Source organism: Cupriavidus sp. GW821-FHT07C08 (assembly GCF_059419025.1).
Genome location: NZ_JBWKQZ010000013.1, coordinates 139176 through 153622, shown reverse-complemented (window position 1 = coordinate 153622; position 14447 = coordinate 139176). Strand labels below are relative to the sequence as shown.

General features: G+C 64.7%; 11 protein-coding genes and 1 tRNA gene. 3 read left to right on the top strand and 9 right to left on the bottom strand.

Annotated elements, in window-relative coordinates:
* Positions 1-35 precede the first annotated feature (35 nt).
* Positions 36-551, bottom strand: coding sequence for an SET domain-containing protein (locus tag AC07UK_RS18185; RefSeq protein ID WP_436222977.1), 516 nt, complete (start codon positions 549-551; stop codon positions 36-38).
* Between the two features lie 1175 nt (positions 552-1726).
* Between AC07UK_RS18185 and AC07UK_RS18180 the strand changes: the two genes are divergently transcribed.
* Positions 1727-2005: an HU family DNA-binding protein gene (locus AC07UK_RS18180; RefSeq protein ID WP_012354324.1), complete on the top strand. Its 279-nt coding sequence runs from the start codon at positions 1727-1729 to the stop codon at positions 2003-2005.
* A gap of 239 nt (positions 2006-2244) precedes the next feature.
* Positions 2245-3264, top strand: a complete 1020-nt coding sequence (locus tag AC07UK_RS18175; protein WP_494686546.1) for a DUF2272 domain-containing protein — start codon at positions 2245-2247, stop codon at positions 3262-3264.
* Between the two features lie 74 nt (positions 3265-3338).
* Here AC07UK_RS18175 and dinB read toward each other — a convergent pair whose 3' ends face one another.
* The 4 genes from dinB to ltrA form a co-directional block, all read right to left on the bottom strand.
* Complete coding sequence (dinB, locus tag AC07UK_RS18170) at positions 3339-4418, bottom strand: DNA polymerase IV (protein WP_436222979.1); 1080 nt, start codon at positions 4416-4418, stop codon at positions 3339-3341.
* Positions 4419-4471: 53 nt separating this feature from the next.
* Positions 4472-5377 carry an EamA family transporter RarD gene (gene rarD / locus AC07UK_RS18165; protein WP_436222980.1) on the bottom strand — a complete coding sequence of 302 codons (906 nt, stop codon included), beginning with the start codon at positions 5375-5377 and terminating at the stop codon, positions 4472-4474.
* A 152-nt stretch (positions 5378-5529) separates the two neighbouring features.
* Complete coding sequence (locus AC07UK_RS18160) at positions 5530-6666, bottom strand: TRAP transporter substrate-binding protein (RefSeq protein WP_436222981.1); 1137 nt, start codon at positions 6664-6666, stop codon at positions 5530-5532.
* A gap of 283 nt (positions 6667-6949) precedes the next feature.
* Complete coding sequence (gene ltrA, locus AC07UK_RS18155) at positions 6950-8659, bottom strand: group II intron reverse transcriptase/maturase (protein WP_494686547.1); 1710 nt, start codon at positions 8657-8659, stop codon at positions 6950-6952.
* 1305 nt (positions 8660-9964) lie between these two features.
* On the opposite strand from ltrA, the gene AC07UK_RS18150 reads away from it, so the two are divergent.
* Positions 9965-11782: a carbohydrate porin gene (locus tag AC07UK_RS18150; RefSeq protein WP_494686548.1), complete on the top strand. Its 1818-nt coding sequence runs from the start codon at positions 9965-9967 to the stop codon at positions 11780-11782.
* On the opposite strand, the gene AC07UK_RS18145 is transcribed toward AC07UK_RS18150, so the two are convergent.
* The 4 genes from AC07UK_RS18145 to AC07UK_RS18130 all read right to left on the bottom strand — a co-directional run bounded on the left by AC07UK_RS18145 (position 11766) and on the right by AC07UK_RS18130 (position 14400).
* The gene (locus tag AC07UK_RS18145; protein WP_494686549.1) at positions 11766-12491 is read right to left on the bottom strand and encodes an aquaporin; all 726 of its coding nucleotides are present in this window, start codon (positions 12489-12491) and stop codon (positions 11766-11768) included. The genes AC07UK_RS18150 and AC07UK_RS18145 overlap by 17 nt on opposite strands.
* 276 nt (positions 12492-12767) lie before the next feature.
* Complete coding sequence (locus tag AC07UK_RS18140; RefSeq protein WP_494686550.1) at positions 12768-13259, bottom strand: hypothetical protein; 492 nt, start codon at positions 13257-13259, stop codon at positions 12768-12770.
* A 294-nt stretch (positions 13260-13553) separates the two neighbouring features.
* Positions 13554-13629, bottom strand: a tRNA-Phe gene (locus tag AC07UK_RS18135).
* 60 nt (positions 13630-13689) lie between these two features.
* Positions 13690-14400 (bottom strand): response regulator, encoded by a 711-nt coding sequence (locus AC07UK_RS18130; RefSeq protein WP_494686551.1) that lies wholly within the window; start codon positions 14398-14400, stop codon positions 13690-13692.
* Between the last annotated feature and the right edge of the window lie 47 nt (positions 14401-14447).

The window sequence follows — 14447 nt, the reverse complement described above, 5'->3', positions numbered from 1 at the left end:
CTGCGCTGGCGGCGGCGCGGGTCGAGACGCGCGCTTTACTTGTCCTTCTTCTTCTTTTCCTTCGGCGCCAGCATGGTGCCGCGGCATTGCGGGCTGCCGCAGCGGCACTCGAACTCTTTCTTCAGCTTGGCCGTATAGCGCGCGTCAATGACCAGGCCGTAGTCATAGAACAGTTCCTCGCCCTGGGCGATATCGCGCAGCGCGTGGATAAACACGCGGCCCTTCTTCTCGCGCGCCTCGCAGTTGGGTTCGCAGGCATGGTTGATCCAGCGCGCGCGGTTGCCGCCGTACTTGGCGTCGATCACGCTGCCGTCGTCCAGGCTGAAGTAGAAAGTGTGGTTGGGATCGCTGGGATCGTGCGGATGACGCTCCAGCGCCTTCTTCCACGAAATGTGCTCGCCCTTGTACTCGATCACGCGTTCGCCTTCGGTAATCGGGCCGATCGCATAGACGCCCTTGCCGTGCACGCCTGACTGGCGCACCTCGATCCGGTCGCTCGCCGTCTTCTTCCTGCCCTCGCCTGCTGCCTTGCGCTTTGCCTTGTCCGCCATTTGCCTTTCCGTGCTCGTCGCCTGTTGTGCCTGAGTGGCCCGCCGTGCCGGCCGTTCCGGCGCGATCGGGGATGATACCGGTGCAACCGTGACACGTATACGCAACGCCCTTTTTCCGGCGCCCGCACCGTATACGCCTTTGGGTGCAGTCGACAGGTATACGCCCCCCCCCCGTTTACACCCCAGCCGCGACGCGCGTTTACCTGCGCGTATGTGGATAACCCCGCCCGGAACTGTGGACAAGCACGCGGAATGGATGTGGGCTGCCTGGGGCTGGCATGGGGATGCCTCAGGCATAAGTCGGAGGGGGTTCGGCGCCGGCCTCGCCCATCGGGCTGAGTCATCCACCTCGGCCAACATTGGATACGACCACTTCTCGTTTACGTAAACCTTTGAAGCGAAAGACGTTTACGCGGTTTTCCACAGCGGTGGCGGGTGTTTACCTACTACTACTATTTGTATACATGAAAGAAAAAGGTAAACCGAAAGAACGAGCCAGGCACGTCAGCGAAAGAAGGCCCCGAAAGGCTTCATCCGAATGGCCGGGGCCGTAAACGTCGCGATAGCGCGAGACTTGGTGGTTTTGGATTGGATCGGGGGCGTATACCTTGGGCGTATACGCCCAATCACACCAGCTTGCGCGTATACGCTGGCGACAGGATCTGGAGCCGGGCCGTAAATGATCCCCAAGGCGCCATGCATGCGCCGAATAGCCGCGAGCTTCGCCGCCAGGCCCGTGATCCGACAGCATGCAACATAGTGCAGTTTGCGCATCCGAGGCTCCCAGAACGCCTGCAAGCGCTTCTGGCCGACGCTGGCTCTCCAGCCCTGTCCAATACGCCTGAGCGTGCACAGAGGGCCTCTGAGAGCCTCTGGCGAGGGATGGGCAAGGGAATGTCCTCAGTCGCGTTGCACGAACCCCGGTGCCCTGCCCTGTCACCTTAGGGCGTTTTCGTCACCTTCCGCCACTAGCCATGGCTGCACCCGGCTGCGTCGATTTGCCGCGAAGCCCAGCCTGGCGCGGCCTCGCGGAAACTGCCAGGTAACAATCTGTTCCCGGTGCGCCTTGTCCGACACGGTATCATGTGGCCCGCGGCGTCTTTGCCGGAGCGGTGCCAGCCAGGCCGCCCGGCATGCGGACGCCTGTGTTTTATCAACTCGATACGGAGTGAAGCATGACGAAAACCGAACTGATCGACGCTATCGCAGCCGGGGTGGACGGTCTGACCAAGGCCAAGGCAGAACAGGCACTGAACGTGACCCTGTCGGCCATCATGGACGCAGTGGCCAAGGGCGACACGCTGAGCCTCATCGGCTTTGGCACGTTCAGCAAGGGCGAGCGTGGCGAGCGCATGGCGCGCAACCCGCGTACCGGCGAAGAAATCAAGGTCGAAGCAGCCAAGACCGTGAAGTTCAAGGCTGGCCAGAAGTTCAAGGACGCTGTCAACCAGTGAGCCTGACGGGCTGCACTGCAGGGCCCGAATTGTCAGACCCCGCCATGCCGCCGCCCGGTGCCCGAGGGCGCAGGCGAGCGCCAGGCGGGGGACGTTATCCACAGCGGTAAGCTGATCTTCTGCAGTATCCGCCGCATCGCTGAATCCGCCATCGGGGCGATCGCGCGCGAAGTCTTCCAACAGGCGTCCAGCCGTGGCCTTGACAGGTCGGACCGGGTGCCGTGCCACATGGGGCCTCCATGCTCGCCCATCCGCCGCGCAGCAGATCTCCACAGCGTTATGCACAGCGCTTTCCACAGTTGGTTCCACAGCTTTCTCCACAGGCTGCGGGCACCATGCGCGCGGCTTGCGTCGCCGTGGCGCTGGCATTGCTGAGTGCCTGCACCACCGTCAGCGAGCCGGTGCGGCCGCAGGCGCACGCCCTGCCCGACACCGAAAGGCCGGTGACGCGCCCGGGCGCCACGCCGCGCGAACGCATCGTCGAGATCGCCACGCAGGAATGGGCCCGCTGGGGCGGGCAGGTGGTGCGGCTGGGCCGGGACGACACGTCCTGCGTCACCTACAGCCCGGTGCCCGCGCCGGAGCTGCCTGCGCCACTGCCAGGGATCCCGGAGGCCCAGCCAGCGTCCACCGCAGAGGCAGCCGGGGCACCCGCTGCCGCCACCACCGACACCGAATCAAAAACCAACGGCAATCCGCCACCCGCTGCCAGCTGCCTGTCCTTTCCGGACGGCACCGGCATGGAAGCCACGCCCCTGGGCTGCTCGCTGGCGCGCCGCTACTGGGGCATCGTCGGCGAAGCGCCCAGTTGCCGGCAGGTGACGCAGGGGTCCTGGGCCTGGTCGGCGGTGTTTATCTCATGGGTGCTGCGCAAGGCGGGGCTGGACGAGCGCCAGTTCCTGACCGGGCAGTCGCACTCGATGTATGTGGTCGATGCCCGCGACGGCATCCTGCCCAGGCCGGCCTTCCATATCGAGCCCGTCCCCGCCATGCCCCGCCCCGGCGATATCATTTGCGCCGGGCGCGGGCGCGACCGCTATCTCGAGGACATCGCCGAAATCGGCTTCGGCACCACGCCCATGCACTGCGACATCGTGGTCGGCGTGGATCCGGCCACGCGCACGGTGCGTGCCATCGGCGGCAATGTCCAGCAGTCGGTGTCGATGGAGGAGATCGAGCTGGGCGATTCGGGCCGGCTCGACGGCGTCACCAATTCGCATATGCCGTGGCTGCTGGTGATGCGCAACGATCTGCAGTAGCTGGTTTATTGATGCCATTTATCAAGACATCATTATCTCAAGCTGCTTGATTATTCGCAGGAATAGTCCTGCGATCAGTCGAACAGTTCCAGCTGCGACGTGTTCCGGTCGCTGGTCCCTACCCCCACCCCCAGCAGCCGCACCGGCAAGCCCCGGCGCGCATGGCCCTCGGCCAGCAGGCGCGCGTAGACGGCGCGGTCCGGCGCGTGGCCGCGGCATTCCACCGTGGTCTGGCGGAAGTCAGAGAAGCGTAGCTTCACGGTCAGCTTGTCGATGGTGTCGTGTGCCTGTGCCCGGTCAATGCGGGCTTCGAGCATGGCGACGAGCGGTTCCAGCTCGGCCATGCAGGCCTGCAGGTCGGGCAGGTCGTCGGCATAGGTCTCTTCCACGCTGATCGACTTGCGCTCGCGCTCGGGCGTGACCTCGCGCTCGTCGACGCCGCGGCACAGCTTGTAGAGCCGCGCCCCGAAGACACCGAACTCGCGGTGCAGCCGGTCCGGCGACCACGGCCGCAGGTCGCCGCAGGTCTCGGCACCCAGGCGCCGCAGCTTGGCCGCGGTGACCTTGCCCACGCCGTGGATGCGCTCCACCGGCAGCGCGGCGACAAAGCCATCGACCGCCGCCGGCTTGACCACGAACAGCCCGTCGGGCTTGTTCCAGTCGCTGGCGATCTTGGCCACGAACTTGCTCGGCCCCACCCCGGCCGATACCGTCACGCCCACTTCATCGCGCACACGCTGGCGGATTTCCTCGGCGATGCGGGTGGCGCTGCCGGCGTGGCGGGTGCACAGGCTCACGTCCAGGTAGGCCTCGTCCAGCGACAGCGGTTCGACCAGCGCGGTGTATTCGCGATAGATCGCGAAGATCTGGCGCGAGACCTCGCGGTACTTGTCCATTGCCGGGCGCACGATCAGCAGGTCCGGGCAACGCTTGAGCGCCTGTGCCGATGGCATCGCCGAACGCACGCCAAAGGCGCGCGCTTCATAGTTGCAGGTGGCAATCACCCCGCGCCGGTCGGGCGAGCCGCCCACGGCCATCGGGCGGCCGCGCAGCGACGGCTCGTCGCGCATCTCGACCGAGGCGTAGAAACAGTCGCAGTCGCAATGAATGATCTTGCGCTGGACCGCGGGCGTGGCATCAGGCGGGGCAGACATGGTGGCCAGGCACCGTATCGGTTATCCGTGCGATGAATGAAATCGTTTGATTTTCAGCTGGCTTCATTGATGGACTGGATGGCTGCGGGCTTCTGCCGCGTATTCATCCATAGCCCCTCGGCCGCATATAAGGCCAGCGACAGCCAGATCAGCGCGTAGCCGACCTGCTTCTGCACCGGGAACGGTTCGTTCCACAGCCATACGCCCAGCAGCAGCTGCAGCGTCGGCCCGGTGTACTGCAGCAGGCCCAGCAGCGACAGCGGAATGCGCCGCGCGCCGGCGGCAAAGAACAGCAGCGGCACCGCCGTCACCGGCCCGGCCAGCAGCAGCAGCCACTGCGTACCCGGCGCTGCGTGGGTGAAGCTGTCCTGGCCGGTGGCGAACAGCCAGGCCAGCGCCGCCGCGGCCAGCGGGAACAGCAGCAGCGTCTCCAGCGACAGCCCTTCCAACGCACCCAGCGCACCGGTCTTGCGCAGCAGGCCATAGCCGCCGAAGCTGGCCGCCAGCCCCAGCGCGATCCACGGCAGCTGGCCTGCTGCCACCGTCAGCCAGGCCACCCCGGCCGCGGCGACCGCGATCGACAGCCATTGCACCAGGCGCAGCCGCTCGTGCAGGAACACCACGCCCAGCAGCACGCTGAACAGCGGGTTGATGAAGTAGCCCAGGCTGGCATCGACCACGCGGTTGGCCGACACCGCCCAGATATAGAGAAACCAGTTGCCGCACAGCAGCGCCGCGCTGGCCGCAAACGACAGCAGCAGGCGCCGGTCGTGCAACACCTTGCCGAGCCATCCCCACTGGCGCCGCCAGGTCAGGATCAGCCCGAGGAAGACCAGCGACCACACCATCCGGTGCAGCAGGATCTCCAGCGGCGCAATACCGGGCAGCGATTTGATATAGAGCGGGAGCAGCCCCCAGATGACGTAGGCCAGGAGGGCGTAGAGAATGCCGAGTTGCATAGGGATTTCCGGTAGATGCCGGCGATTCTACCGGCGCCGCGCGATCCCCGCCCGGCGGGCGCCCGCCTGCGGTGGCGAACAAAAAACCCCATGCTCCCGAGGGAACATGGGGCTTGCGGCAGACCCCGGGCGGCCCGGGGCGGGCGTCCCGCTTACAGCTTGCGTGCGAAGCTGAACTGCGAGAAGGCCTGCTCGGCCACGTTGAACCAGGCGGCCTCGTTGTTGCGGAACACGCGCCAGTCGTCGTAGATCTTCTTGAACGATGGGTTCTTGGCGGTTTCGTCGGCGAAGGCTTCCTGGGTCGCCTTGAAGCACGCTTCCATGATTTCCTTGGAGAACGGGCGCAGCTTGACGCCGTTTTCCAGCAGGCGGGCCAGCGCCTGCGGGTTGACCGTGTCGTACTTGGCCATCATGTTGGTGTGCGCCTCGATGGTGGCAGTTTCCAGCGCGCGCTTGTACAGCGCCGGCAGCTTCGCGTATTCGGTGGCCGAGGCGTAGAACGACAGCTGCGCGCTGCCTTCCCACCAGCCCGGGTAGTAGTAGTACGGCGCCACCTTGTAGAAGCCCAGCTTCTCGTCATCGTACGGGCCCACCCACTCGGCCGCGTCGATGGTGCCTTTTTCCAGCGCGGGGTAGATGTCGCCGCCGGCGATCTGCTGCGGCACCACGCCCAGGCGCGACAGCACCACGCCGGCAAAGCCGGCGATGCGGTACTTCAGGCCCTGCAGGTCGGCCACGGTCTTGATTTCCTTGCGGAACCAGCCGCCCATCTGCGCATTGGTGTTGCCGCCCAGGAAGTTGACGACGTTGTATTCCTTGAAGAACTCGCGCATCAGCTTCATGCCGTTGCCCTGCAGCATCCAGGCGTTCTGCTGGCGTGCGGTCAGGCCGAACGGGACGGTGGTGTCAAAGCACAGCGTCGGGTTCTTGCCGAAGTAGTAGTAGCCGGCGGTGTGGCCGATCTGCACGGTGTTGTTCTGCACCGCATCCAGCACCTGCAGGCCCGGCACGACTTCACCGGCGGCAAAGACCTTGATGTTGAACTTGCCGTCGGTCAGTTCCTTGACGCGGGCCGACAGCAGTTCGGCACCGCCGAAGATGGTGTCGAGCGACTTGGGGAAGCTCGAGGCCAGGCGCCATTCCACGGCCGGGTTGCTGCCGACCACGGCCGGCGCTGCCGGGCCGCTGGCGGCGGCAGGCGCTGCCTTCTCTTCACCCTTGCCGCACGCGGCCAGTGCCCCGGTGGCGGCCACGGCCGACGCTTTCAACAGAAAGGAACGACGTTCCATCTCCACTTCTCCTCTTATAGATATTGATTCGGATGCAGGCTCGCGGCTTGCATGATGCCGCGCGCCGGACCGTGACGCACCAGCCGCCGGGGTACGGCGGCCTGCGCAACGCTGTGCCTGTTACGAACGGGCACGGCGGCGTGCCCCGCATGCCGGGCGCCGGACGCGGGCCACGGTAAAGGTGTCTTACCCGAAAGAGTAGGGTAGGGACGAAGGTCATTGCTGACCTGTCCCCCCCTAGGAACCGTACGTGCGAGTTTCCCCGCATACGGCTCGGATCGCACTAAATGCCCCTCTCGGACACCGGCTTCACAACAGTTCTACCTTGGTAATGCACTTGCCTGTGACAGTTCGGATGCAACAGTACGCGATTCCCTAGTGCATCGGAACCCCCGAGTATGCGAGGTTCGATGTGATGATCTTCCCATCCTGTTTCCTTGGTTATCTTGCACTGACACACCGCGCACAAGCCTTGCTGGGATAAATACAACTTGATCCACTGCTTACGGTGCGCCATGTTTTCCAACATACGCTCTTGCCGCAGCTTCTCGCCGTACCGCTCCTGCATTGGATCGAAGGGATTGTAGTCCCCCCGAATCTTCTTGTGCCGCCGAATTGGCGTGCTGGACAGCGAATACAACTCCGTCCAACCTTCACTGCCTTTGCCGCTCACGAACTTGGTACCAAACACCCAATTTCGTTCGCCGACGGTAGCGAAGTATTTCTTCCGCACCCATTCGACGGACTTATGTGGATGTCGCCGCTTTGCCCACCGTCGTAGAGCGTTGAATATTTCATGCTCCACGCGGGCGAACATCGCTTTTGCCACCACTGGACTGTGATACTGAGCCCAGCCCCTTAGCATCGGGTTTAACAGTCGTATTAGATCCGACTGCTCCGCCGTCTTGTTGGTGCTGATGACCGCCTTCACCTCGCGATAGAACGCTTGCGCGTTTTTCTTGCTTGGCTTGATGAGCAGTGTTCCCGAGTACTTCCGGAAATTCCACCCTAGGAAGTCAAAGCCCTCAGCGATGCTGACGATCCGCGTTTTCTCCGTCGATAGCGTCAGCCCCCGTACTGCAAGGAACTGTTCTACCCACGGCTTCACCTCGTTCGCTAGGATCTCCGGCGTATCGCCGGTGATGACGAAGTCGTCCGCGTAACGCACAACGTTCACTTTAAGCCTCTTCGCCTTGGTCGCTCCCCGCTTCGCTCCGAGGAACTTATTGAGTTGCGTTTCCAAGCCGTTCAGCGCCACATTTGCCAGAGTCGGGGAAATGATGCCTCCCTGTGGTGTTCCGGCTTCGGTCGCCTGAAGCTGGCCTTGAAATACCACGCCAGCTTTCAACCACTTCCGAAGGATTGCTTTGTCCATAGGGACATTGCTCTCCAGCCAGTCGTGACTGATATGGTCAAAGCATCCTTTGATGTCTGCTTCCAGTACCCATTGGGCCGAGGTCCGCTGGGATAGGGATACAAACAACTGGGACATGGCATCCGCCGTGGATCGATTAATCCGGAACCCATAAGAATTCGGATCACTCGTCCCTTCGGACACCGGCTCCAGTGCCAGCAGATACAGCGCCTGCATGGCTCTATCCAACATGGTTGGGATGCCCAGAGGCCGTTCCTTCCCGTTGGCTTTTGGGATATAGACCCTCCGTAATGGCAGTGGCCTGTACCCTCGACGCTTCAACCTCCCAATGGCTTCCCATCGGGCTTCAGACGTTTTCCACTTTTCGCGATCGACACCGGCCGTTCGCTTACCTTGGTTCATTGTCACTCGTCGTACCGCCAATGCTTTTGCGGAAAACGAGCGGGTTAGGGACCGTTGCAGGGCTTTCACCCTTCGCCAATCCCCGTCCTGTGTTGCCTTCGCAATTCGAATCTGCATCTCTCGGACGTTCCGCTCCACGCGGCGCCAATCAATGGCGCCCCAGGTTTGCGGCACGCCGGAGAGCGCAGATTCATCCTTGCGGATCAATGCTTCCATGCTGCTCTCCTATCTTGGGGATCTTCCCCAACATCAAGAGACAGCACGCCCCTTGAGGGACGTGTTGCCCCTCAAGGGAAGAAAAATTTAAACAAGCGAGATCAGTCAGCCGTCCTGCGACGTTTGACCAGTTGGAAGTCTGCCCGCTTTCGCGTGGGATGATGTTTCAATCCCTATCCGAGCCATTACAGTCCGGCGTTCGCTTTTTCCAACATCCCATACCCGCACAGCCAACAGCGTTCCTTACGGTTCGCCTGCCTGAGCCAAAAACTTCGCTCCGGCAGCCATACGGGCTTACCACGTTCCCCGCGCATTACACGACTGGGTTAGGGTCTGCCTTTCCGCCGGTGGTCATCGTGGCGACGTGTCCCAAGGCTTGAGTAGGACAACCGACCACACACCTTTTGGTTAATGCCTAGCAGCAGCTTTGGCATCTCAATCGTTACGACGTTTATCAGCAGTTCACTTACGTTACCCATGCCAGTCAGCCTAGCGCCTCAACCCCGTTGCTGCTCGGAGCATCTACCGTCCTGTCTCACGACCTGATGGCACCCTTTCGGGGGCTACATTGTCAGGAGAGCTTCACACCCCACCGTTACCAGTGACGCATGTCTCCCTAGGCTACTGCTAGTCGCATAGCAGGTTCTCTATCGTGTAACCCTTTCGGGCATATCCGACCGAACCATAATGCACGGAGCTACCGCTCCGGGACCTCACTTACCTACCACTGTGCTCCTATGCAAGCGAGCGCTTGACGGCATCGGTCGCTCTTGCGAGCGCTGGCTGCCGTCCCAAAGAACGTAGCGCCGTTCTATCCAGAACGGTTTGAACGCTATGTTGCGGCGATACAACGGGTTTTCCGCTGTTTGACCGCATACACCCTCCGTTAGGGGGATGTCTACAGAGAACTCGCCCAAAGGCGAGCGTCCCCGCCCTTGGGCAATGGCTGGAAATCCATCCAGCAGAAAGCAAGCCGCGAGTTGGCCACTGTTCCGGCTTCCTCACAACACATCGGACTCCCCTAGCCGTTCGGCCGGGTTTGTCTAAGCAAGTAATGGTCGAGATTGGACGGTTCGGGCCGAGGCCCTCTCCTTGTCTCGACAAGGTCGATGCTCCTTACGTTGGAGCTACCCGGACACGAGAATGCGTGTCGCACCAAGCCAGCCGATTATAGCGGTGGCTCTTTCGCCACGGGGTACCGTGCAAGTGCGGGTTTTCGCTAGTCAATCGCGCCATATCCGGGGGTTTTTCGCATTGTGAGACAGCGCACGGTGTGATGGATTTTGTAACCCGGCTTGCGGTCAAATGGGTCGGCTGATAAAAAACAGTCCCGCCTCCGGAGCCCTTGCCTGCTCCGGCCATCATTGTTGCTTGCCTGAATTGCTGTCCGAATTGCCGCCAGTCTCCCGTCTGATCCCCGCCACACCGCCTTGTCCCGGCCCTGCCGGACGCGGTGGCCTGCCCCTGCGCCGCCTCGGTTTTGCCGTGCTGGCCGCGTGGGGGCTGGTCGCGTGCGCGCAGACCGGGGATGCGACCACCAGTGCCGCCACGCCGCCGCCCCGCATCGAACCGCGGCCGGCGGTGCCGCCGGTGGTGACCGCGGGTCCGGCGCAAGCCGCCCGGCCTGCCACGCTGGCCACAGCAGGCACGGAGGACCCGCTGGCGGCGCTGATCGCCGGCAACGCAGCATCCGCGGCCAGCGTGACCGTGCCAGCGGCACCGGCGCCAGGCATCACGGGCGAGCCGGCGGCCCAGCGTGCCGTGCAGCCTGACGGCAGCGCGTCGGCGACCCTGGCCGGTACCAGCCCGGCTGCCGACCCCGACTTCGTCGGCCCGCCCGAACCGCCACCCCAGCCGCCGCCGCCACTGGTGCTGTTCCCGCCCCGGCTCGGCCAGTTCCAGGCCGAGGCGCCCGCCCAGCCGGCGGACAGCGCCACCGGTGACACACCGCCGGATGCCCCGCCGGTACTGCACTCGCAGCTGCCCGCCGAAGACCCCGCCGGGGATTCGGTGTGGCGCCTCGGCTACAGCGGCCGCGCCGCGGCCGAGGAACGTCCGGCCACCATGCGCGCCTGCCCCGGCGGCGCGCTCTCCACCGGCATCGGCAACGGCCTGGCCTGCCGCAGCGCCGGCGAGGTCAAGATCCGCGAATCGGTGCTGGACCTGGACGGCGGCGCGCAGGTGATGCTGATCGCGCAGGCGCGCGGCACCGACGCCACCACGGTCAATGGCCGCCCCGCGGCGATCGATCCCTATGCCCTGGTGCCGCAGTTCTATACCGCCGTCAGCGGCCTGGCGGTGCTGGACGGCGCCACCATGTGGGCTGGCCGGCGCGACAATGCGCCGTTCCTGCTGTCGTCCGGCCTGCTGCCGCCCAATTCCACGGCGATGCGCTTCGGCGTGGACAACGCCAAGGTGATCGGCGATATCGGCCTGAGCTACCAGTACACCGCGCGCGCCGACCAGAACGGCCAGAACCTGCCCAGCTACCACTCGCTGCGCACCGCGCCCATCAACACCAATGAACAGGGTTCGATCCAGATTGGCTTCACGCGGGTGGAGGCGCAGCCGCTGGTGCAAGACCCCGGCGGTGCATGGTGGGCGTCTGCATTGCACGAGCAGAAAGGCGTGCTGTTCGGCACCAACCGGCTCGGGGTGCAGTTCGGATCGGGATCGCGCAACGCCATGGCCGGCTACACCGGCATGGGACCGGCGCTGTCGCGCACGCGCGTGGCAGAATCGATGGAATGGAAGGGCCGTTCAGGGCTGAGCGGCGCGGTGGAGCAAAGCCTGCAGTTTGACCGGTCGCCGGTCGGCACGCTGCAGTGGGCCACCACGCGCTTGCGTCCTGCTTACATAGCGAGCAACCAGTTCCGCCTGAATTTCGAGGTCTCGCACGACCAGATCTCGTCCGGCTTCGGCGTCGGCGGCCAGCGCACCGCGCTGACCGTGGCGCCCACGCTGACACTGGGCAAATCGGCCGGCAATGCCAACCTGCGCGCCTTCTACACCTATAGCCGTGCCAGCGACGTCGACGGCATCGGCTACACCGCGCCGGCCGACGCGTGGGCCTCGCAGGCGAGCGGCTCGATCTTCGGCGTGCAGCTCAATCGGCGCTGGTAGGGGCGCTGGCGGGCGCAGCGCGCCAGTCGGCCTGCGCTGTGGCGGCCGCAGCGGGTTTGCGGCACAGCCAGTGGAACAGCAGCGTGGCAGTCAGCCCACCGCCGATCTGGGCCAGCACGAAGCCCGGCACGTCCTGCGGCCGGATCCCGGTAAAGGTATCGGTCAGCGCGCAGGCGATGGTCAGCGCCGGATTGGCAAACGAGGTCGACGACGTGAACCAGTAGCCCGCGGTGATATAGCCTGCCACCACGAACGGCACCAGCTGCGGCCGGCTGCGCAGCGTGCCGATGCCCACGCCGACCAGGCCGAAGGTGGCCACGCACTCGCTCCACCACATCGCCGCGCCGGTGCGGCTCTGCGCCGACCAGGCCAGCGCCGGCTCGCCGAACATCGCATGGGCGGCCAGCACGCCGCAGACTCCGCCCGCCACCTGCACCAGCACATAGCGCAGCGCATCGCGCGGCGGCAGCGTGCCCTGCAGCAGCGCTGACAGGCTGACCACCGGATTGAAATGTCCGCCAGAAACCGGGCCCAGCGACACCAGCAAGGCCACCAGCCCGGCACCGGTCGCCAGCGAATTGGCCAGCAGCGCCAGCGCGGTATCACCGGCGGCGAGGCGCTCGGCACGGATGCCCGAACCCACCACGATTGCCACCAGCAGGGCGGTGCCGAGACCTTCCGCCACCAGGCGGCGTGCCAGCGTACTCATCGCTGCGCTGTGCCGGCGCTGTGCAGCGGCGCACGGACGTGGCAAGGGACCGGCCGCAAGCGTGCGGAAAAACCGGCGGCAAAAATGGCAGGGAGAAGGTGCAGCGGCAAGATGGACAACGTCGCCTGAGACGACGCCTCGAACGGTGGCGGAACAGTGGCAAGACTAGCGCGCAGGGGGTGCGCGCGCCTCGCGACAGTGTTCCGTCCGGGCCCGGGTGCGTCAATGCGCGGCGACTTTGTTGTGTGCTGACACAGGGTTTCGAATCGCTGCGTCTCAGCGCAGCAGGAACGCGATGTCCTCGACGCGGATCTGTGCCACCGGAATGCCCTTGCGGCGCTGGAACAGGATGTGCTGCTGCACGCGGCTGCGCTGCTCGGCAAATACCGCGGGATCGATCGGCGTGCCCAGGCGCATGTAGTGCTGCACCAGCAGCTTGTAGGCGCGGTGGCGCACCTGCATGGCCTCGGTCTCTGCACGCAGCCGCCGGATCTCTGCCGGGCTGCGGTCAATCGCCTGGTGCAGCTCCTCGACCGTGCGCGCATGCAGCTCGCGGTAGACGTCGCGCTCGGCCTCCACCTGGTGCAGCTCGTCGCGCAGCGCGCGGATCTTGTGCTGCAGCTTCAGCGTCTGCGAGACCGCCTGCTGCACCCGCCCCGCCGCCCCCAGCGCGTGGCTGGCCGCGGCCATGGTGCTCTTCCACAAGCCGCGCTCGTCGCCCGCAGTCTGCGGCGGCCAGCGGTTGTCTGTCCCGATCAACGTATCCATCAGACCCCCCGGTAAGAAAGCGATAGCCCTGGACCGGATGTCCGCGTTATGGGTGCGGCTTGGCCGGCTCGGTCCGCGCCGCCGGGCGGCAGCGCATCAGGGCATCGTAGAGATACTTATATCGGCTGCCAAGTAGAAGATATTTACTTCTGGGTTGGCTGTTGCGCGTTGCTGGCGTTGAGCCGGGAAGTGTTTCGCCGTTGCAGCGACAGCGCGGGGACGAGAGTCCGGGCGTTTATGACACTGCGCCCCAATGCAAAAAGCCCGGCTGCGGGAGCCGGGCTTTTCTTGTTCTGGTGGCCTGGGACGGAATCGAACCGCCGACACAAGGATTTTCAATCCTCTGCTCTACCGACTGAGCTACCGGGCCAAAGAAGCGAAACTATAACTGGACTTTTTTGCTCAGTCAAGCGTCATGTGCGTCACTGCCTCATTGCTCGGCCGGCTCGGGCTTGTTGCGGCCCAGTTCGACGCCGAGCTGCTTGAGCTTGCGGTACAGGTGGGTACGCTCCAGCCCAGTCTTCTCGGCCACGCGGGTCATGCTGCCGTGTTCGCGCAGCAGGTGGTATTCGAAGTAGGCGCGCTCGAACAGGTCGCGCGCTTCGCGCAGCGGCATGTCGAAGGAGAACTGCATCTCGGCCTCGGGCACGCGCGCGGGGCTGCCGTTGGGGGCGGCCTCGGCGGTGGCCTCGGGCACGGCGTCGGCCAAACCGGGTTCGGCCGACGGCGCCGCGACGGGCGCGGCGGTGGCGGCCGTGCTGCTGCGCGGGCGTTCGATGCCGCGGGCCAGGCCCTGCTCGACCGCGGACAGCAGCTTCTGCAGTGCGATCGGCTTCTCAAGGAAATTGAGCGCGCCGATCTTGGTCGCCTCGACCGCCGTGTCGATGGTGGCGTGGCCCGACATCATGATGACGGGCATCGTCAGCTGTCCCTGCGCGGACCATTCCTTGAGCAGGGTCACGCCATCGGTATCGGGCATCCAGATATCGAGCAGCACGAGGTCGGGCGTACCCGCCGCGCGGAATTCGCGCGCTTGCAGCGCGTTCTCCGCGAGTTCAACCACGTGGCCTTCGTCGCTGAGGATCTCCGAGAGCAGTTCCCGGATTCCCATTTCGTCATCGACTACGAGGATCGTTGCCATACTTCCCCTCTTAACCCCACCGCAGCGTTCCGGGACCGGACGCCATT